This is a genomic window from Paenibacillus sp. MZ03-122A (assembly GCF_024213325.1).
GTDB classification, from domain to species: Bacteria; Bacillota; Bacilli; order Paenibacillales; family Paenibacillaceae; genus Paenibacillus; species Paenibacillus polymyxa_B.
In genome coordinates this window covers 304,218-324,330 of the sequence record NZ_JANAVI010000003.1, presented here as the reverse complement: position 1 = coordinate 324,330, position 20,113 = coordinate 304,218, and the positions used below count along the sequence as shown (strand labels likewise).

16 protein-coding genes are annotated in these 20,113 nt (G+C 46.2%); 2 read left to right on the top strand and 14 right to left on the bottom strand.

Annotated elements, in window-relative coordinates; genetic code table 11:
• The first annotated feature begins 190 nt into the window (after positions 1-190).
• Positions 191-1,054 carry a class I SAM-dependent methyltransferase gene (locus tag NLX74_RS08685; RefSeq protein ID WP_028540694.1) on the top strand — a complete coding sequence of 288 codons (864 nt, stop codon included), beginning with the start codon at positions 191-193 and terminating at the stop codon, positions 1,052-1,054.
• 10 nt (positions 1,055-1,064) lie between these two features.
• Positions 1,065-1,811, top strand: coding sequence for an RluA family pseudouridine synthase (locus NLX74_RS08680; protein ID WP_254328452.1), 747 nt, complete (start codon positions 1,065-1,067; stop codon positions 1,809-1,811).
• A 136-nt stretch (positions 1,812-1,947) separates the two neighbouring features.
• Here NLX74_RS08680 and NLX74_RS08675 read toward each other — a convergent pair whose 3' ends face one another.
• The 14 genes from NLX74_RS08675 to NLX74_RS08610 all read right to left on the bottom strand — a co-directional run bounded on the left by NLX74_RS08675 (position 1,948) and on the right by NLX74_RS08610 (position 19,909).
• Positions 1,948-3,450: a DHA2 family efflux MFS transporter permease subunit gene (locus tag NLX74_RS08675; RefSeq protein ID WP_254328600.1), complete on the bottom strand. Its 1,503-nt coding sequence runs from the start codon at positions 3,448-3,450 to the stop codon at positions 1,948-1,950.
• Positions 3,434-3,919, bottom strand: coding sequence for a MarR family winged helix-turn-helix transcriptional regulator (locus NLX74_RS08670; protein WP_254328451.1), 486 nt, complete (start codon positions 3,917-3,919; stop codon positions 3,434-3,436). The genes NLX74_RS08675 and NLX74_RS08670 overlap by 17 nt, the downstream gene beginning before the upstream one ends.
• A 264-nt stretch (positions 3,920-4,183) precedes the next feature.
• A complete protein-coding gene (locus tag NLX74_RS08665; protein ID WP_254328450.1) occupies positions 4,184-4,654 on the bottom strand; it encodes a MarR family winged helix-turn-helix transcriptional regulator in 471 nt (156 codons plus the stop codon).
• 275 nt (positions 4,655-4,929) lie between these two features.
• Positions 4,930-7,392 carry a DNA gyrase subunit A gene (gene gyrA, locus NLX74_RS08660; protein ID WP_254328449.1) on the bottom strand — a complete coding sequence of 821 codons (2,463 nt, stop codon included), beginning with the start codon at positions 7,390-7,392 and terminating at the stop codon, positions 4,930-4,932.
• Between the two features lie 22 nt (positions 7,393-7,414).
• Complete coding sequence (gene parE, locus NLX74_RS08655) at positions 7,415-9,394, bottom strand: DNA topoisomerase IV subunit B (protein ID WP_028540692.1); 1,980 nt, start codon at positions 9,392-9,394, stop codon at positions 7,415-7,417.
• Between the two features lie 98 nt (positions 9,395-9,492).
• Complete coding sequence (locus tag NLX74_RS08650) at positions 9,493-10,482, bottom strand: ABC transporter permease (RefSeq protein WP_235309635.1); 990 nt, start codon at positions 10,480-10,482, stop codon at positions 9,493-9,495.
• Complete coding sequence (locus tag NLX74_RS08645) at positions 10,475-11,551, bottom strand: ABC transporter ATP-binding protein (RefSeq protein ID WP_254328448.1); 1,077 nt, start codon at positions 11,549-11,551, stop codon at positions 10,475-10,477. The genes NLX74_RS08650 and NLX74_RS08645 overlap by 8 nt, the downstream gene beginning before the upstream one ends.
• A complete protein-coding gene (locus tag NLX74_RS08640) occupies positions 11,548-12,498 on the bottom strand; it encodes a GDSL-type esterase/lipase family protein (RefSeq protein ID WP_254328447.1) in 951 nt (316 codons plus the stop codon). Before NLX74_RS08640 ends, NLX74_RS08645 begins: the two co-directional genes overlap by 4 nt.
• A gap of 175 nt (positions 12,499-12,673) precedes the next feature.
• On the bottom strand, positions 12,674-13,354 hold the full coding sequence (locus tag NLX74_RS08635) for a TIGR00266 family protein (RefSeq protein WP_061831571.1): 681 nt from the start codon (positions 13,352-13,354) through the stop codon (positions 12,674-12,676).
• Between the two features lie 227 nt (positions 13,355-13,581).
• Complete coding sequence (locus NLX74_RS08630; RefSeq protein WP_254328446.1) at positions 13,582-14,322, bottom strand: CAP domain-containing protein; 741 nt, start codon at positions 14,320-14,322, stop codon at positions 13,582-13,584.
• Positions 14,323-14,530: 208 nt separating this feature from the next.
• Complete coding sequence (locus NLX74_RS08625) at positions 14,531-14,992, bottom strand: GNAT family N-acetyltransferase (RefSeq protein ID WP_254328445.1); 462 nt, start codon at positions 14,990-14,992, stop codon at positions 14,531-14,533.
• The gene (gene purT, locus NLX74_RS08620; RefSeq protein WP_254325443.1) at positions 14,985-16,169 is read right to left on the bottom strand and encodes a formate-dependent phosphoribosylglycinamide formyltransferase; all 1,185 of its coding nucleotides are present in this window, start codon (positions 16,167-16,169) and stop codon (positions 14,985-14,987) included. The genes NLX74_RS08625 and purT overlap by 8 nt, the downstream gene beginning before the upstream one ends.
• A 129-nt stretch (positions 16,170-16,298) precedes the next feature.
• Positions 16,299-18,137, bottom strand: a complete 1,839-nt coding sequence (locus NLX74_RS08615; RefSeq protein WP_061831567.1) for an ABC transporter ATP-binding protein — start codon at positions 18,135-18,137, stop codon at positions 16,299-16,301.
• Positions 18,134-19,909 carry an ABC transporter ATP-binding protein gene (locus NLX74_RS08610; RefSeq protein WP_254328444.1) on the bottom strand — a complete coding sequence of 592 codons (1,776 nt, stop codon included), beginning with the start codon at positions 19,907-19,909 and terminating at the stop codon, positions 18,134-18,136. Before NLX74_RS08610 ends, NLX74_RS08615 begins: the two co-directional genes overlap by 4 nt.
• Between the last annotated feature and the right edge of the window lie 204 nt (positions 19,910-20,113).

Sequence of the window (20,113 nt, the reverse complement as noted above, 5' to 3'; positions counted from 1 at the left end):
TCATTTTAATATGGAAGCGCTATAATTACAAGTACATCCGAGAAAAAATATTTTAGACCATTTGACTACTTACTTATTTATGTAATCATTCGATTGTTGCTGAGGTTTGTTGTACAATAGACTCCATATGGGGATTTCTGTGCAGCTTGCTGCCTGAATCCTGAATTGACTGCTGAAGGATGGATTGTACATGTATGTAGCACAAGAGTGGAAAGACTATGAAGTAATGGATACAGGCGGTGGTGAAAAACTGGAACGTTGGGGTGATATTGTCCTGCGTCGTCCCGATCCGCAAATCATATGGCCTTTGGCCCAGGAAACAGCCGAATGGCGTAATGTTCATGGACATTATCACCGTAGTTCCTCCGGTGGCGGCAACTGGGATATGAAAAAACCTATCCCCGAGCGCTGGACAATTAGCTATGGACCGCTTAAATTCCACATTAAACCGACCAGCTTCAAGCATACCGGTCTTTTTCCGGAGCAAGCAGCGAACTGGAGCTGGATGATGGATAAAATCAAAGGCGCAGGCAGACCGATTTCCGTACTGAACCTGTTTGCATACACGGGAGGAGCCACGACTGCTGCTGCGTATGCTGGAGCCAGTGTAGTTCACGTGGATGCCGCCAAAGGCATGGTGCAGTGGGCAAAGGAAAACGTTCAATTGTCCGGTCTGGCTGACCGTCCGGTACGCTTCATTACGGATGACGTATTCAAGTTCGTGCAACGGGAACAACGTCGGGGCAACCGTTATGATGCCATTATCATGGACCCTCCTTCTTACGGACGCGGACCGAACGGAGAAACTTGGAAGCTTGAAGAAAGCTTATACCCGTTTCTCGAATCCTGCATGAGCATCATTTCGGATCAACCGCTGTTCATGCTGATTAACTCCTATACTACAGGTATTTCGCCTACTGTATTGCGCAACATGCTGAGCATGACCATGCAACAAAAGTACGGCGGACAAATTAGCGCTGGTGAAATCGGATTGCCGATCACACGCTCGGGATTGAATTTGCCTTGTGGTATTCTCGGACGCTGGGAGGCTTAAATTTCCTCTTATGACTCAAAATGAACTTACCCGGCATGAGCATGCACTGCCCAACATTCCTGTCCTATATGAGGACAATCATGTTTTGGCAGTTGTAAAGCCTGTCAATGTTCCAACACAAGAGGATGCCAGTGGTGATCCTGATCTGTTGTCTTTACTCAAGGAAGATCTAAAAATCAGACACAATAAGCCTGGTAACGTTTTTTTAGGCTTAGTTCACAGACTGGATCGGCCTGTAGGTGGAGCCATGATTTTTGCTAAGACGTCCAAAGCTGCTTCTCGCCTGTCAGAGTCGGTACGAAGTCGTCATTTTCACAAACTGTATACCGCAGTTCTGAATGGCGTTCCGACGGCCCCACAGAGCCGTCTAACCCATTATCTGCTAAAGGATAGCCGTACCAACACGGTTCAAGCGGTTCGACCTGGCACAGCTGGTGCGAAAGAAGCCATTTTGGAGTACCGCGTGATCGGACAAGCAGATGGACTCAGTCTCGTGCAGATTAAGTTGCACACCGGACGCTCACACCAAATTCGTGTGCAAATGCAGGCGATCGGCTGTCCCCTCTACGGTGACCAAAAATATGGCGGTCATCTGAGCCGTCCCGGTCAACAGCTGGCGCTCTGGTCTTTACTGGCTGGAGCACCGCATCCGGTTAGCAAAGAAGATATGAGATTTCACTCGTTACCTCCAGTCCAATTTCCATGGAATGAATGGCCCAGGTCGCTTTATGAGAACATGATTACGTCTAAAATTTGAACCGGAAAGCCCTGCCCTATCTGGATATCAACATCTTCAACCCCATTTGCACAAAGAACCTGCAACGCATGTAAACAAACATGCATTGCAGGTTCTTTTTTTGCAGAAAATTAAATTAATGGGTCATCTCATCCTTTTATGACGAAGAAGCCACGGACTGCCCCTTCTTGCTGTTTACCAGCTGTTGACGGGGATGAGCGTTTTGTGCATTCGTATTTTTGATGAAAAATGCTAAAATCAGAGCGGCCACACTCAACACTGTTGCAATGATAAAAGCCGAGTTAATCCCATAAATCGTAGCTTGATTACCTGCAGCCAGCATCCCCGCTTTATCCGTCACGCTTAGTCCCTCAGACGTAACAATCGATGTCAAACGGTTGCTGCTTTGTGTGGACATCACTGTCACCAGAATTGCCGTCCCAATCGAGCCGGAAATCATACGCAGCGTGTTACTCATTGCCGTACCATGTGCATTCAATCGTTGCGGAAGCTGATTCAACCCGGCCGTTTGGATCGGCATCATCAGCAACGACATCCCGAACATCCGCACCGTATAATTAATTAACAGTGTCATATAGGTGGTTGTTTCGGTCAACCTTGTAAATTCCCAAGTCGTTATAGCCATGATCAGCAAGCCAATTACAGACAACCAGCGTGCTCCGATTCGGTCAAAAATAGCCCCCGTTACAGGAGACATGAGCCCCATCAGAATCGCTCCCGGTAGCATCAGCATACCGGATTGGAGCGGTGTAAAACCCCGAATATTTTGCAAATAAATCGGAAGCAATATCATACCGGCGTACAAAGCCATCGTCACAATCACATTAATGATTGTCGTCAAGCTGTATACATCGTATTTAAAGATACGGAACTCCAGCATAGGCTCATCTGCCTTCAGTTGGCGGACAATAAACAAAATAAGCGCAATTGTCCCAACGATAAGCGTAGACAGGACAGGAATACTTCCCCAACCTGATGTTCCTGCATCACTAAAGCCGTATAATAGTCCACCGAAACCGAGCGTAGACAAAATGATGCCGGGAATGTCCAGCTTTGGCTTGGACTGCTCCGTTACATTTTTCAGAAAAATAAATCCGATCACAATCGAAATCACTGAAATCGGCAGGATGATCCAGAACAAAACCCGCCAGTCATAATGCTGTACTATATAACCGGATAAGGTTGGCCCAATGGCTGGAGCAAAACCCATCGCAATCCCCAAGGTTCCCATCGCCCGGCCACGACGCTCTATTGGGTAGATGTTCAAGATAACGACCATCATTAAGGGCATCATGATACCTGCTCCCGCGGCCTGAATAAGCCGACCGATCAGCAATACGCTGAAGCTTGGCGCTATAGCACATAACAGCGTGCCGATTGAAAAAATAGTCATCGCGCTAATAAACAATTTACGAGTGGAGAAACGGGCAATCAAGAACGCGGTCACCGGGATCAATACCCCATTCACGAGCATAAACCCCGTGCTGAGCCACTGAGCTATATTGGCATCTATATTCAGATCACTCATCATTTTCGGTAAAGCCACACTGATCAACGTCTGATTTAATATCGCTACAATCGCGCCAATCAACAGAGCGGCCACAATGGGTGCTCTGCGTACATTACCTGGTAGTGTCATTTGAGGACTGCTCAAGTTGATTCATTCCCTTCGGTGTTAATTTCATGATCATTTGTTTATGGATATCCATGGCCATCTCTAGCTGCTCCTTCGGGATGTCCAGAATGGGCAAGATGCGCTCCATCCACATGGCGTCTACTTTTTGCATGATATCTTTTCCCTCCGGCGTAAGCGTCAGCACTAAGGATCTACGGTCATGCTCGTGCCGTCCGCGAGCAATATATCCCGCCTTGGTCAAGCGGTCAACCACCCCACTCATAGAGCTGCTTCCCACATGCGCTATATCTGCCAACTCGGATAACCCGATGTTGGGACGTTTATTCAGAATTGCCAAAGCCATATGCTGAATGGCCGTCAGATCCAAATGCTGCTCCTCATTCCAGAAGGCATAAAATATCGTTTTGTTAACCTCCCTTACCGATTGAATAATCCGGTACACCTCAAGTCTGTCTTCCTCTCTGTCTCTCACTGAAACCATCCTTCTTTCTAATACCCAATTCACAATCCATATAATATAAACAAGCAACTATTTGTATACGAATTGTTATTTATTTATAACTATTATTTTATCATCTCTTATGTAAATGTCAACATTCACCCTAATATCACCTTATTTCAACACAAAAAAGCGCGGTATGAATACCACGATAGGTATTTACATCCGCGCACTCCTATTTGCCTTAAAATGATAATCTGCTGCGTACAGCTACTTTTCATGTAGCCACCATTCTAGTTATTCTGCTCGCTCTATTGGTTCCTTTACTCCCTCAGTCTCACTTGCCGATACTGAAGTCTTCGCCTTCGTTGTAATTTTCCCCAACAAATAAACCAGCAAATTTTGATTGTGCTGAGAAATTCGGTTTAGTGCAGAACCCAGAAAATCATCCCGTATTCGTAATCCACGCTCTACTTCTTCTCTCCCTTGATCCGAAATGACAATCCATACAATTCTACGGTCTTTTACATCTCTGAAACGGGTGACCAATCGATTCCGTTCCATCCGATCCAGCAGCATCGTAACCGCGGCTGGTGTGGTGGCGAGATATGGGATTAGTTGAGACGGTTTCATACGGCCGTATTCGTTCAAAACCTCCAGCACCGTAAGTTGAGCTTCGGTTAGTGTTGGAGCCAGTTGCTGCTCCATATGAACCTTATAATCCTTAGCCATTCTGGACCAGATTTTTGCAAATTCGGTCGTTTGCATTTTGCCTCACTCCTTTAGATAACAGGGTCAGTAAAAGCATCAAAGTTACCGTATGGGCCACCGTCCGGATTGTATTTCATCACATTAAATTTTCGCCATTCAGCCCCGGTTTCCTGCCGTTTTTGGAGCACGAAATGAAAAGGGGAAGGAAGTCTCACCTGGGTTTTGAAGGCTGGTCAGAGTTCGACACCATGACGGCAAAAAGGTCCTCATTCGTGCCGGAATGGCACGAGAGGACCTCTCTTTTTCGAGCTAATAAGCGCTTGACTTTCCTATTATTCTATGGACTGAGAAGCTTGCGGCTCACTACGCAGCAGCACATTCACAATTTCGTCCTTCTTCTCCACTGGAGCCAGCAGCTTGCCTGTATCCTTTCGGTCGGTCAAAGGAGCCTTTTCCGAAAGGAAGGACATCGTTTGTCCTTCTGCTGTGATTGCAAATAATTGAACAGCTTCACGGCAATAGAAGGCAGCCACGATTCGAGTTCCATTCGAACGTACCCGTTTGCCTTCCTTGAACTCAAAGGTAGTGATACCTTTGCCGCCTCTTCCCTGTGTAGGATAGTCCAACAGAAGCGTACGCTTACCATAACCAGACTCGGTCAGCACCAACACTTCTCCTTCATCCTCTTCTACCCATAACGCCGCGATAATTTCATCGCCTTCCGTTAGCTGTATACCTTTGACACCAGCCGAGACGCGACCCATCGCATTAACCTCTTGCTCCTTGAAGCGTATACTCATACCCGCGCGGGTAATCAGCATAATATCCCGGGTACCCTCGCTTAACGTTACTGATAACACTTCATCGTCCCCTGCTACTTTGCAAGCGGCTACGGCACTAGAACGTTTTGTAGCATATTCTTTCAATTCTGTACGCTTTACTTGGCCTTTCTTTGTTACAAATACCAGGCTTTTGCCGATTTCCTCGATGTTTTTAAGCGGAATAACACTTACAATACGATCTTCCTTCGATAACGGAATGACGTTGACAATGGGTGTGCCCGGCTCTTTCCACTTATACTCTGGCACCTGATGTACAGGCAGTAAAAAATATTGTCCGCGCTGGGTGAAGACGAGCAATACATCCAGCGTATTCACATCAAGCAATTGGGTAACGTAATCCCCTTCTTTAACACCAGAACTTGAACGTTCCCCGCCTGAACGAGTGAATGACAACATACTTGTACGTTTCACATAGCCATCTTTCGAGAGTGTCAGCAGCACATCCTCTGCTCCCACCATGACTTCCAGGTTCACCTTAATCTCTTCTACCTCGCCCTGGATATCTGAACGACGGTCAATGCCGTACTTTTCGCGAATTTCCAAAAGTTCCTTGCGAATCAGGCTGATCAGCTTGCGATCACTTTCCAGAATAGAACGATATTGCGCGATTTTTTTCTGGATGTCACCCAGTTCTTTTTCAAGCGTGGTGATTTCCAGATTGGTGAGACGGTACAACTGCAAAGTCAAAATAGAATCTGCCTGACGTTCGCTAAAACCAAACATCCATTGCAAATTATTTTGTGCGTCCTGACGATTTTTGGAAGCTTTAATGGCTGCGATGACCTCATCCAGAATGTTCAGTGCTTTGACCAAACCTTCCAGCACATGGGCACGATCCTCTGCCTTTTCCAGTTCATACTGGATACGGTGAGTAACAACTTCGCGTTGATGGGCGATATACGCTTCCAAAATAGACTTCAGCCCAAGCTGATGTGGCGCCTTGTTCACAATGGCTACCATGTTGAAGTTATATGCCACCTGTAGGTCGGTTTTTTTCAGCAAATAAGCTAAAATCCCTTCCGCATCAGCTTCCTTCTTCAGCTCCACAACGATGCGCAAACCATTTCGTCCACTTTCGTCACGAACCTCGGCAATCCCTTCCACCTTTTTCTCCAGACGGATATTTTCCATGGCGGTTACGAGCCTTGATTTGACGATCTGATACGGAATCTCGGTAATGACCAGCTGCTGCTTGCCTCCGCGCAAAGACTGAATTTCCGTTTTGGAACGAATATAAATGCGTCCTTTTCCCGTGCGGTAAGCGTCCTTGATGCCTTCGCCACCCATAATGAGTCCGCCCGTCGGGAAATCAGGACCTTTAATAAAGGTCATAATCTCTTCCAGCTCAATCTCTGGCTTTTCCATCACCGCAATGCTGGCATCAATAACTTCGCGTAAACTATGTGTAGGGATCTCTGTCGCAAATCCTGCCGAGATCCCACTGGAACCGTTCACCAACAAATTTGGATAACGAGACGGCAACACAACAGGCTCTTTGGCCGAGTTATCAAAATTGTCTTTGAACAAAACCGTACGCTTTTCAATATCGCGCAGCATTTCCATTGCGATCGGGGACAAGCGAGCCTCCGTATAACGCATAGCTGCCGCCGGATCATCATCCTGGGAGCCCCAGTTACCGTGACCATCCACCAGCACGTGACTCATTTTCCAAGGCTGCGCCATCCGTACCATGCCATCGTAAATCGACGAGTCACCGTGGGGGTGGTAATTACCCATAACGTCCCCAACGGTTTTGGCTGATTTACGATATGCTTTATCCGGCGTATTGCCCGAATCGTACATTGCATACAGAATACGACGTTGTACGGGTTTTAATCCGTCCCGTACATCGGGTATCGCCCGATCCTGAATAATATATTTGGAATATCGGCCAAAGCGGTCACCGACCACTTCCTCCAGAAAAGCTGGCAAAAACTGCTCCGATAAGCTCATGTATACACCTCTTTTGATAGCACTACTCTACGTATTCCGTGAAATCTACGTTTTCCACGATCCAGCGTTTGCGCGGGTCCACCTTATCACCCATCAAAGTGGACACCCTGCGTTCAGCCTTGGCTGCATCCTCTATCTGAACGCGTAACAAGGTGCGTGAATCGGGATTCATTGTTGTTTCCCATAACTGATCAGGGTTCATTTCCCCAAGTCCTTTATAGCGCTGAAGCTCAAAATTTCGTCCAAATTCTTTTAGATAATTATCAAGTTGCTCGTCAGTCCAAGCATAACGCACCGTTTCGAGCTTACCCGACTTTCGAGTTATTTTATACAATGGCGGTTGAGCAATAAATATGCGTCCTGCATCAATAAGCTCTTTCATGTACCGATAAAAGAACGTCAACAACAGCACTTGAATGTGCGCACCATCTGTATCTGCATCGGTCATAATGATGATTTTGGAATAATTGCTGTCTTCCAGCGAAAACTCTGTTCCTACCCCCGCACCAATAGCTGCTGTAATAGCACGGTACTCATCATTCTTCATAATATCCGCCAGTTTGGATTTTTCCGGATTCATCGGCTTGCCCTTCAGCGGCAATATGGCCTGAATTTTGGAATCCCGTCCCTGCTTGGCTGATCCTCCAGCCGAATCGCCTTCCACAATAAACAACTCATTACGTGTAAAATCCTTGGACTGCGCAGGCGACAGTTTACCATTCAAATTGGAACTTTCACTGCGCTTTTTGCCGGAACGCATCTCATCCCGAGCTTTACGTGCAGCTTCACGCGCTCTGGATGCTTGAACTGCCTTCTTGATCAAAGTTTGTGCTATCTGCGGATTTTCTTCCAAAAAACGCTGCATCTGCTCAGATACGATGGCATCCACTGTACTCCGTGCCGAAGCGCTACCCAGCTGATCCTTTGTCTGGCCGACAAATTCAACTTCAGCCATCTTGACACTGATTACAGCCATCATGCCCTCACGTAGATCGTTGCCCTCCAAGTTTTTATCCTTTTCTTTCAACATCACCGTTTTGCGGGCATAGTCGTTCATGACACGAGTGTAAGCGGTTTTGAATCCCGTTTCATGCGTACCCCCGCCACGTGTCGGAATGGAGTTAACGAACGAAGCAATCGTCTCTGTATAACCCGCATTGTACTGGATGGCAATCTCTACTTCAATGTCTTCTTTCTCGGCATTAAAGTGAATAACGTCATGCAGCACATCCTTGCCCTCATTCAAAAAAGCAACAAACTGACTTGCGCCACCCTCATAAAAATACTCATCTGACTTTCCGCTGCGTTCGTCTTTAAGTTGAATACGAAGGCCCGAATTTAGAAAAGCAATTTCCTGAAGGCGCTCAGCCAACGTATCGTAGTTAAAATGAATGCCTGCCTGAAAAACACGAATATCCGGTTTAAATGTAATTTTCGAGCCCGTCTTGTTAGTATTGCCCAGCACTTCAAGGCCTGTGGTCGGTTCTCCGACATGCTCCACGCCCTTCTTGTCCTGCCAATATTCAAACCGCTGACGGTGAATCTTGCCGTCCCGGTAAATTTCTACTTCAAGCCATTCCGAAAGAGCGTTCGTTACAGACGCACCTACACCGTGCAGACCCCCGGACTTTTTATATCCCGAACCGCCAAACTTACCTCCGGCGTGCAAAATGGTGAATACAACCTGAGGCGTAGGAATTCCCGTTTTGTGCATTCCTGTAGGAATACCGCGCCCGTTGTCTGATACCGTAACGGAACCGTCCTTATGCATTGTAATATCAATGCGAGAGCAAAACTTGGCGAGATGTTCATCCACCGCGTTGTCTACAATTTCCCATACCAAATGATGCAGTCCCGAAGAACTGGTGCTCCCGATGTACATGCCCGGCCGTTTGCGAACTGCCACAAGCCCTTCGAGCACTTGAATGTCGTCCGCGCCATATTCTGAAGCTCCGCTTTGTGTGCCGGATACTCCCGCAGACAAGTCGATTTTGTCGACCATTCATGCTCCCCCTTTGTCTAATCGTAACCGTGTTTTGCCTTATTCTTGATGATTTTCACCAAAAATGCAAACAGATGTTTTCTTTTACCTTGTCCATTTTAATTCAATATATCCCGTTTCGTAAAGACGGCGAATGAAACAATCAATGCCGCAGCCCCCCAAATGCACAGTACAGCTAAAGAAAAGGGTAAGGTCATTCCCTCAATCGGGGCGGGGCTTCCAGATAAATAATCGGTTAATTCGAGGTTAACCATAAATAAATATTTAGCACTCTGCCAAGATGAAGCCATGTTTGTCAAAATAGTGCCCGAAATAAGCGCAGCCATCATGACCACGATACTTGCCGCCGTACTTCGTACCAGGACAGATACCATAAAGGCTAACGAAGCTACCACAAGACTGACAAACCAGATCAATCCGGCTTGCAGCATCAGATAATGCCATTGTGGAATCGCATGTACAGCAGACAAATCCACCGTCGATCCAACAATTTGAAATCCGGTAAATACCGGAACATTAAAACCGCGAAAACCAAAAAACAAGCCTGATATGAGATAGCTAATTATAAATACAGCCAAAATGATGAGCGAGACGAACATATACAATGTCAACAGCTTGCTCAGCAGTATTTTCCACCGCCTGACTGGGCGAGTCAGCAACATTTTTATCGTGCCAGTCGTCCGTTCTCCAGAAACCAAGTCGGAGGCAATGGCCATAATCAACAGCGGAACGAACAGATTTATGGAATTATCCATAAACTCTCTGGTAAAGGTGACACCACTCGGCTCATTAGGATTCACATCATTCTCCAAATAATATTGCATCTGCTGCACAAAGACCCGACGATAGGTCTTCCATTCCTCGGGAACCCGGTCACTTCCCAGCGAGTTTTGATTATCGGTAATCGCCTGGCGTAGTTCAAGCCGCCAATCATTGCCGAATTTTTCGCGATTGTTTTCTGCCACTTTCATCTGAGCGTACGTAAAAATCGGCACAAGCACAAGTAAAACAAGTAAAATGACATAAAATCGTTTCTTCTTGATAATTTTGAGCGTTTCATTTTGTACGAGCGGTAAAATGTTATTCAAGTATCTCACCTTCCGTCATTTTCAGGAATAGCTGCTCCAGTGTAGGGTTGATTTTGGTTACACCTTTAACGGAAATACCAGAAGCCGTCATTTGTGTCACCAGCTCCGCAATATGCTCTTCATCCATTTCTGTAAAAATTGCATCGGCTCCGCTGCCTGCAACAATGCTGTCATCAATTAATTCATCGGCATTCGTAATCATTTGCACATGCGGAGAATTTTGCAATATGGCAAGACCCTGATCACGAGGCTCCAGTTGCCACACGGCCAAGTGCGAGTGCGTCTCAACCAGTTCCCGTACACCACCTACAGCTAGCACCTTTCCCCGACTTATAATTGCCACCCGGTCACATAGCAGCTGGATTTCGCTGAGCAAATGGCTGGAAACAAATACAGCCATGCCTTCTGCCGCTAGCAAACGGATAAAAGCTCTCATTTCCTTGATCCCCTTGGGGTCTAACCCGTTCGTCGGTTCATCCAAAATGAGTAATTTCGGTCTACCTAGCAAGGCTTGGGCTATACCAAGGCGCTGGCGCATTCCGAGAGAATACGTACTTACTTTATCATGGATACGGCGATCGAGCCGAACCAGCTCAACGACTTCGCGGATACGCTGCTCGTCTACACCAGGCTGCATACGGGCAAAATGCTCTAAATTCTCCCACCCTGTCAGGTAGCTGTACACCTCCGGATTTTCCACAATAGACCCAATATGCCGTAAAGCCTGCTCAGGGTCACGATTTACATTATGACCACAGACGGTAATCGTCCCTTCCGTAGGCTTAATTAAATCGACCAGCATACGAATAGTCGTCGTTTTTCCAGCCCCATTAGGACCAAGAAATCCGAAAATTTCACCCGCACGAACGTCGAATGTGACATCATGAATGATCATTTTGCGTTTGATACGTTTCTTAACGTGCTGAACAGAGAGAACTGTTTCGGTATTGCTTCTGTCTCTGCCTCCGCTGCCAACCTGATTGGCGGAATGGAAACTGGACAATGCATCCCTTGATGTCGATTTTTCGGTTATTCCAGCCCCGGTCTTGTCAGCAGATTGGATGCTCATTGCTTGTTTCCTCCCTTTTTCACTTCAGCGGGTTGGCTACTTGTAGACTGTTGTTCGTTATCCACTTTATCGGCATCCTTCGTGTTTGCAACTGCAAACCCTTGCGCGATACGTTCAGCGATTGCCTGATAGCCCTGTCCGTTTGGATGAAAATGATCGGATGATAAATAGACGGGCAAATTTTGCTGGAATAAATCGAAAGTTGGAACCAGAGTCATATTGCTGTTTTGGTTGGTAATTGCCATGGCAGCCAGATTCCATTCTGTTACTACAAGATTACCGGGAATTTTCATTTCCTGCAGATCACTGAATGGATTATATAATCCGACATAGATAATTTTAGCATTCGGATTGATTTCCCCTACCTTTGTCAGCACTTTTTGCAGACGTTTGGCGGCATCAGGCACAGCTTTACGCAAACCACTGAGTGTAGGCGGCTCTTTGCCAGTTTGGGCAGCCTGAGCTCCCTGAAATAAATCATTTCCGCCAATCGAGACAATAATGACGTTAGCCTTTTTCAACACATAAGAAACACCAGGCTCATCCAGCTTGGTCAATAGCCCTTGAGTCGTCAGTCCATTAATCCCCAGATTATTTATGAGCTGAGCCTTATGGCCTTCCTGATTATTCAACAAGCTCACCGACCGGCGCACAAAACCACTTCCGGAGTCATCCCCCGTGCCTTTGGCTAGCGAATCTCCAATGGTAGCTACCCGAAACTCTCCCGTCTGATTAGTAGCGGATGGCACAGTTTGTGTCTGCGATGAACCAGAATGTACAGGTTGAGTGCTAACCATTGGCTCTGGAGCCGTGATACTTTGTACTGCTGTAAAAAATCCGTACAATAATAGCAATGTGGCGGCAATGGAAACGGAACCGACAGACCGCCAAATCCATTTTGATGAATTCACTCGTGTTCCCTCCTGATAGCTTAGTGAAATAAACATAAAGCTTCTCATATCATTTTGCAAATAAACCGTTCGGATTAAAAGCGCAATACATGCTTAGTGTCACATATAATTTCCCATGAACATGCAAAAAAAGGATGGCAAATGACCATCCTTATATTATACTTTCCTCTGCGAACGGTTTATCCTCTCATCTCTAATCAGGCGAATCAAACTATTTGCTATCAGGGATAAAACTTTTGATCCATTGTCCAAAACTGCCCGGATTTCGACTTTGAATCAGTACCGTTCCTTCACCGCGAAAGCGGCATACAAGTGCTTCTCCACTCGTTACGCTGGACAACCAGCCTTTAGATGCTTTTTCAATTTTATAATCCATATAATCCGGCCATGCCACCAGATGAGCATTATCAATAATACGCTCTTCTCCTGGCGCAATATAAATGGGATGAATGGCTCCATAAGAGGACAGGAATACCGTACCTCGACCACTGATTTCTACGATAAAAAAACCTTCACCGGAGAATAAACCTTTCATCAGGTTTTGCATTTTGGTGCTAACCTCAATCCCTTCTGTGCAAGCCAGAAAACCGTCCTTTTGGACGAATAGCCTATACGTGCCATCCAGTTCCACCGCTTGTACATCACCTATACTAGCAGGGGCTAACAACACCTCAGCCGGTCCCCGGGCTGCCCTCAGTTCTTGAAAAAAGAATTTTTCTCCGCTCAGCATTCTGCCTAAGCCACGTAACAGTCCACCGTCTACCGTCCCCTTTATATCTACACTGGAAGACATGGAAACCATCGCTCCCATTTCTGCTTTAATCATTTCCCCGGGTTTCAACTGCACCTTGAGCATAGCAAAGGCACCTTCATGCACGATTTCGTAGCTCATTTGTTCACCTGGCTTTCCATAAGTAGTCTGATATCTATTCAACTTGCTGCTATCATACTATAAATACGTCCCTTATGTCTTTTCTGGTATAAAGCAGTGGCTATGCCACTGGAGGATGAAGAGACACCAAAAGACCCGCTGAACGTGTCAGCGGGTCTCTAGATTAACGTCACGTCACTATCTTTTCGTAGCAGCGATATAACGTTGGGAACATATTTACTATCAACTTAGTTACGTGTGAACTCTTGTACCCAATACCCATTGTAGTAAGCCACACCGATTTGTGTAAACTCTGCCTTCAAAATATTCTCACGATGTCCCTGACTGTTCATCCAGGCTTTCATCACTTCTTGTGGTGTTTGTTGTCCCATAGCAATGTTCTCACCCGCATACGTATAAGTTACACCGAATTTTTTCATCATATCAAATGGTGAACCATAGGTCGGTGATGTATGGGAAAAGTAATTGTTCGTACTCATATCCTTCGCCTTGACTAAGGCTACTTCTGTAAGCTTCGCATTCGATGCGAGGGGCTTGAGACCTTTTTGGCTGCGCTCGTTATTTACAAGCTTTACAACCTCAGCTGCAAATTGGGACTTGCTGAGTTGTGCATCCGTACCTGCAGACTGACCCGCGCCTGAGTTTGTGTTTTGTTTTTGAGTCTGTTGCTTGGTAGCAGACTGCGAAGCCTTTTGGCCACCCTGTTTGGTTGTTGTTTGTTTGCCGGATGAAGGATTTGCTGTTTTGTTTTTAGCCTTGTCCTTTTCAGAAACATCCTTAATTACGGTCTTTGTTATCGTAGTCGTCCCGTTGGACATATTGACGGTATATCCGTTATTTTGAAACCATTGTTGCAGTTGGGCAGTCAAATCGTCAGCTGGTGAAGCTGATGCCGGAACGATGAATCCTGCGGATAAAATGGCGCTAAGACTTCCCATCACCAGTGTTTTTTTCAACATATTCTTCATTTCGTCATCTCCTTGTTGTATAAATGCCTTGGTGTGAACGCGTCTGGTTACAACTTTGTAATCTTTACTCTAGCAGTATATCATGTTTTATAGCAGGATCAATGGTATAAAAGTTGGAAAAAAAATAGCCCCGCTCGGAATTGACCCATGCGGAACTAAGTTAAAAGTAGTGAGGCTTTAAGTATTAGATTGTCTTGTTATAAGCTGATTATCTAAGCTTTTTGCTGAAACGGTAGCCTTGCTTTTCAAAGCCGATTCGGTTGTAGAAAGCTCGGGCCTCTACTTGTTTGATGCGGTTATTCGCTCCGGTAATGAATAAATGATAGCATCCTTGCGCACGTCCCCACTCCTCACCACAAGCCACCAGGCGCTTGCCAATGCCCTCGCCGCGATACTCCCCTCTCACGACCAGCATGGTGATTTGTACGGCAGGATCAGGATAAGCCAAGCTTTGAGCCGTATGCATGCCGATTACTCCGACAACACGACCATCCATTTCTGCAACCATCATATTCGCTTGACTGTCCTCCCGCGCTGTTCCCATAACTTCTTTCATTACACCACAAGTCATCGGGTATCCGACTTCTCTTAGTAGTCCAGTTACGGCTTCGCAATCGCCAAGCTCTACGGAACGAATTGTCAGTACTGGAATCATCACATTGTTAGACATGATTTACCTCCACTTTCAGCATATTAGCAGCTTCTTTGGCCGTCTTCCGTGCTGTTTCCACATCTTCTGCAGCGCTAAGCGCTACAGCCATCCGGCGTCCCGGCTTGGTTTCAGGCTTCCCGAACACTCGCACCTGTGTCCGGGGTAGCAATAATGCATCATGCAGACCGCTTATTACAAAATCCCGCGTAGTCACTTCTGCCTTCAAAGTAGCTGAAGCTCCTGGTGTAAGCAGCGTGACGGATGGCACCGGGAATCCGAGAATGGCCCGCACGTGAAGCGCAAATTCCGACAAATCCTGCGTAATCATGGTCACCATTCCTGTATCATGCGGACGAGGGGATACTTCACTGAATATGACGCCATCAGCTGTTAAAAATAGCTCTACGCCAAACAATCCGTAACCACCCAGTTCATCCGTTATCCTACGGGCAATGTCTTCCGCTTCCGAAAGCTGCTTGTCCGTCATGCCATGAGGCTGCCAGGATTCGACATAATCCCCATCTTTCTGAATGTGGCCAATCGGTGGGCAAAAAGTCGTACCCAAAACCGATCTGACGGTCAATAAGGTAATTTCGCTCTCAAACGGGACAAAAGCTTCAACAATGACACGTGTTGTTTTGGCACGCGCGCCTTCCAGCGCCGTATTCCAGCAGGATTCTGCATCTTCGATCGCCCGGCATACAGACTGCCCTTTACCCGACGAACTCATCAAGGGCTTGACCACGCATGGCGTGCCCAGCTCATGAACCGCCGACCGCAACTGCTCAAAGTTATCTGCAAAACGATAGGCAGCAGTCGGAAGCTCTAATTTCTCGGCAGCCAGCCTGCGGATACCTTCCCGGTCCATCGTAAGACGGGCGGCACGGGCCGTTGGTACTACGTGAAATCCTTCTTGCTCTAATTCTTCCAAAGCACCCGTAGCAATAGCTTCGATTTCAGGTACAATTATGTCGGGCTTTTCCTTACGAATTAGTGCCTTCAACGCCTCAGCATCCTGCATATCCAGACAGTGAGAGCGATGGGCCACCTGCATTGCTGGAGCCAGTTCATAGCGATCTACAGCAATACATTCCACGCCAAGCCGCTGAGCTTCAATAATGACTTCTTTTCCCAATTCGCCGCTACCCAGCAGCAGCATCTTCTTAGCCTTGGCAGAAAAAGGAGCACCCCACATCTTGAACTCTTCCCCCTCTGACGAAATTGCTCTGATCTCTTTTCATCTTTATTTTCAGGGTTTAGCTCCAAGAATGCAATAGTGCTCGGCATTAAAATTTACAAAAAACGCGATTTTTTGATCTTTTTTTTACAAAAATCTGAACTGTGCTTCCACCAGCCCCCGATATATTCCATGTTTTTTCATCAATTGTTCATGATTACCACTTTCTTGGATTTCCCCATGATCCAGTACAACGATATGATCAGCATTACGGATGGTGGACAAACGGTGAGCGACCATAAAAGAAGTTCTGCCTTCTAGTAAAACCTGAAGAGCCTCCTGAATTTTCAACTCCGTTTCTGTATCAATACTAGCTGTGGCCTCATCTAGGATAAGAATTCGCGGATTAGCCAGCAAGGCACGAGCAAAGGATAAGAGCTGTCGCTGGCCCATGGACAGCATTCCCCCCCGCTCCTCTACCTCTGTTTCATAGCCAGCTGGCAAGTGAACAATGAATTCATGAGCATTGACCGCCTTCGCAGCCGCTTCAATTTCCTCATCCGTTGCATCCAAACGGCCAAATCGAATATTATCACGGATCGTCCCCGAAAAAATAAATGTATCCTGAAGTACGATGCTAATCTGGCTTCGCAAGCTCTCCACCGTGACATCACGCACATCATGACCGTCAATCGTAAGCCGCCCTGACGTAATGTCATAAAAACGGCTTAGCAGATTAATAATTGTACTTTTACCTGATCCGGTATGACCCACAAGCGCTATAGATTGACCCGCCTCGACAGAAAGATTAATACCTTTAAGCGCCTGACGTCCCTTTTCATACTCAAAAATGACCTTTTCAAATTGGATGTCTCCCCGAATGGGCGGCAAGGCTATTGCTCCCGGTTTGTTTGCAATATTCGGCTGTTCATCCATAAACTCAAAAATTCGTTCTGACGAAGCCATCGCAACCAGTAACTGATTATACATTTGGCCCAGCCGATTAATCGGCTCCCAAAAGTTCCCAACATAATTGGCAAACGCAACCAGTAGTCCCACCGTAAGTTGGTCTGTCTGAATTAAATGCGCTCCAAACCAGAACAGCACAAGCGTACCAAATCCTCCGGTAATATCAATAAGTGGGCCAAAGACCTGATTCATGGCAGAAGCCTTATCCCACGACTTTTTGCTAGAGCTGTTCATGTCGTCGAAATAAGCCATGTTTTCCTGCTCCTGCGTATATGCTTGTGTCACACGAATGCCCTGAATAGACTCATTCAAATGAGAGTTGATACGCGAGTTCTTCATACGCACTTCTTGCCAAGCGCGGCGGATGCGTACGCGCAGCTTGGTCGAGATCAAAAACATGATCGGAACAGTGACAATTACCGCTAAACCGAGCTTCCAGTTAATAAGCAGCAAAATGACAATAATTCCGATAAGCTGTACGCAGTCAATCAGGACATTCACTGCACCGTTCGTAAATAGATCCTGTAGCGAGTTAATGTCATTCGTCACGCGCACTAATACAGAACCTGCCGGTCTCTTATCAAAAAAGTTAAAAGATAGCTTTTGAATATGCTTGAACAAATCTTCACGCAAATCGTAAATAACCCGTTGACCGATAATATTGGTGAATTTAATGCGGTACGTGCTGGCTGCCCATTGAATTAAATATAACAAGAGCACGGCACCCGTGATGAGCAACAGCAACTTTACGCTAGGCAGTGCAGGCCATGCGGGAGCAATTGCTTTATCAATGGCCAGACTGATCAAATAAGGAACGGTCAGCTTGGTAATGGTGCCGAGAATCATCATGACGAGAAGGATCGGCAAAATCTGACGGGCATAAGGCTTCATGTATGCCAACAAACGTTTGAATTCTGACCAGTTAAACGGTTTGTCAATGACATCATCATCTTGATAGACAAAGCGCTCATTCGTTGGTTTTTTTAACGGTTTGACTTTTTCTGCGGGTATATTCATGGTCTCACCTGCCCTTCGGATACACCGTCTGGAGCCTGAGCTATGTAATCGGCGTATTGAATATGATACACATCCTGATATGGACCTGGAGTAGCAATGAGCTGTTCATGTGTTCCACGCTGAACGATTCGCCCTTCCTCAAGCACCACAATTTCATTAGCATGACGAAGCGAAGAGATTCGATGAGCGATTATGAATGTTGTTCGACCACGCATAACCTCTTGAAAACCGGTCTGTATTTCATGCTCTGTTTCCATATCGACCGCACTGGTAGCATCATCCAGAACCAGAATCTTCGGATTTTTGAGTAGTGCGCGTGCGATGGCGATCCGTTGTTTCTGTCCTCCGGACAGTCCCAATCCACGTTCTCCGACGACAGTGTCATAACCCAGCGGTAGTTCAGTTATGAATTCATGAGCCTGAGCCAGTTTGGAAACCCGTATGATGTCATCCATACTAACATGGCTTAAACCATATGAAATATTGTTGCGTATAGAGGACGAAAACAAAAACGTCTCCTGAAACACGGAAGAAATTTGAGCACGCAAATCGCGAATCTTTAAGTGACCTATATCCTTGCCATCCAACTTGATACTTCCTGCATTCACATTATAAGCGCGCATGAGTAATTGAATAATGGTAGACTTCCCTGACCCCGTTCCTCCTAAAATTCCAATGACTGATCCTGGCGGTGCGTCTAAATTGATGTCAACAACAGCAGGAAGCTTATTTCCGTAAGCAAAGGTAACATGTTCAAACGTAACATGTCCTTCCACCTGATCAGCATTGAGTGTAAGTGCTCCAGCTTCATCGGTTACATCTATGGACTGATTTAGTAGTTCCAAGACCCTTTCACCAGAAGCTTTGGACTGCGTATAGTTATTGATATGAAAGCCAATGCTCCAGATGGGGCCGATAATATACCAAATTAAGCTAAAGAAAGCGACGAGCTGCCCCAAGGTCATTGACTTCTGAATAACCAGATACCCCCCCATGCCCAACAGAAGGACCACACTGACAGAAGCAATCAGTTCCATAGCGGGGAAAAACCGACTCCATAAGGAAGCAGCCTGAATTTGATTACTCTTGTATTGTTCATTACGTACTGAAAATTTCTCAACTTCATAGGATTCGCGGGCAAAAGATTTGACGGTTCGCACACCTGTTATATTTTCTTGGACCGCTGTCGTCAAGGCGCTAAGGGCAATCCGCATTTCCTGAAAGGTGGGATGAATCCGGGATTCAAACTTGAATGTGACGAAGAGCAGCAATGGCATGCTGATCATCGTAATGAGTGTGAGCTGCCAGTTAATATACAGCATCATCATAGAGCCGAATACGACCATCAGTAGCACATTGAGGAGTTGGGCAAAACCAAACCCAATAAAGTTACGAATTGCCTCCAAATCACCAGTCAGTCGGGACATGAGATCACCCGTTTTGGCAGTGTCATAATATCTGAAAGACAGAAATTGCAGCTTTTCGTAACAAGCATTGCGGAGTCGGTACGCCAGATAGTTACCTAGCCGTCCACCAAAAAAACCATGTAAAAATTGCATGAACCCTTTGATGATGACTACTCCCAGCACAGTCAGAGCCAGCGCCGGTACTTTCCCGAAGTCACCAGGGATGATAGCGTTATCAATAAGCCTTTGGAGCAGGTTCGGATACACCAGTCCCAGAGCCGTCGCTATCGCAAGGCATAAAATAGAAAGAAACAGATAGTGTCTCCTCTCGCGAAAAAAAACTTGCAGTTGCCTGAGCACTTCCATGTCAATGTCCCTCCATTAGTTGCACGACGTTGTTATATGGCTTAGTGAAGTTTACCATTCGCGTTCCAAGGCGGCAAAGAGGATAACGAGCCGTATTCAGGCAGGTTATCAAGTGGTGGGTGATTAGACAAATTAAATCGCTTTCTTATTATTGAATATGGCTATTTACTCAGTATTGCTTTCTTTTTGGAGCATGCATAAAAC